Origin of the sequence: Pseudomonas sp. JV245A (genome assembly GCF_032424515.1) — a bacterium.
GTDB classification, from domain to species: Bacteria; Pseudomonadota; Gammaproteobacteria; order Pseudomonadales; family Pseudomonadaceae; genus Aquipseudomonas; species Aquipseudomonas protegens.
The window spans coordinates 1-740 of the sequence record NZ_VYKE01000470.1 but is presented as its reverse complement, the minus strand read 5'-3'; the positions used below and the strand labels follow the sequence as shown (position 1 = coordinate 740).

At 64.5% G+C, this 740-nt stretch carries 1 protein-coding gene; it reads left to right on the top strand.

Features of this window, described 5'->3' with window-relative positions; translation table 11 throughout:
• Positions 1-740, top strand: a 740-nt coding sequence (locus tag F6S12_RS32500) for an NAD(P)(+) transhydrogenase (Re/Si-specific) subunit beta (protein WP_315869957.1), incomplete at both ends; no start/stop codon positions are given.

The following is a 740-nucleotide window of genomic DNA, read 5'->3' as shown; positions in this document are numbered from 1 at the left end:
CGGAACTGGCAACCGCCGGCATCGGCTACGTCATCGTTGGCCTGCTGATCGGCGGCACCGCCGGCTCGATCATGGCCAAGCGCGTCGAGATGACCAAGATGCCGGAGCTGGTGGCCTTCATGCACAGCATGATCGGCCTGGCCGCGGTGTTCATCGCCATTGCCGCCGTGGTTGAGCCGCAGTCCCTGGGCATCGTCAAGCACTTGGGCGACGCGATCCCCGCCGGTAACCGCCTGGAGCTGTTCCTTGGCGCAGCCATCGGTGCCATCACCTTCTCCGGTTCGGTGATCGCCTTCGGCAAGCTGTCGGGCAAGTACAAGTTCCGCCTGTTCCAAGGCGCACCAGTACAGTTCGCCGGGCAGCACAAGCTCAACCTGGTACTGGGCCTGGCCACCCTCGGCCTGGGCGTGACCTTCATGGTCACCGGCAACCTCGGTGCTTTTGCCCTGATGCTGGCCCTGGCCTTCGTCATGGGCGTGCTGATCATCATCCCGATCGGCGGCGCCGACATGCCGGTGGTGGTGTCGATGCTCAACAGCTACTCGGGCTGGGCGGCAGCGGGGATCGGCTTCTCCCTGAACAACTCGATGCTGATCATCGCCGGCTCCCTGGTGGGCTCCAGCGGCGCAATCCTCTCCTACATCATGTGCAAGGCGATGAACCGTTCGTTCTTCAACGTCCTGCTCGGCGGTTTCGGCAACACAGCCGATGCCGGCGGCCCGGCAGGTTCGAAGGAGGCA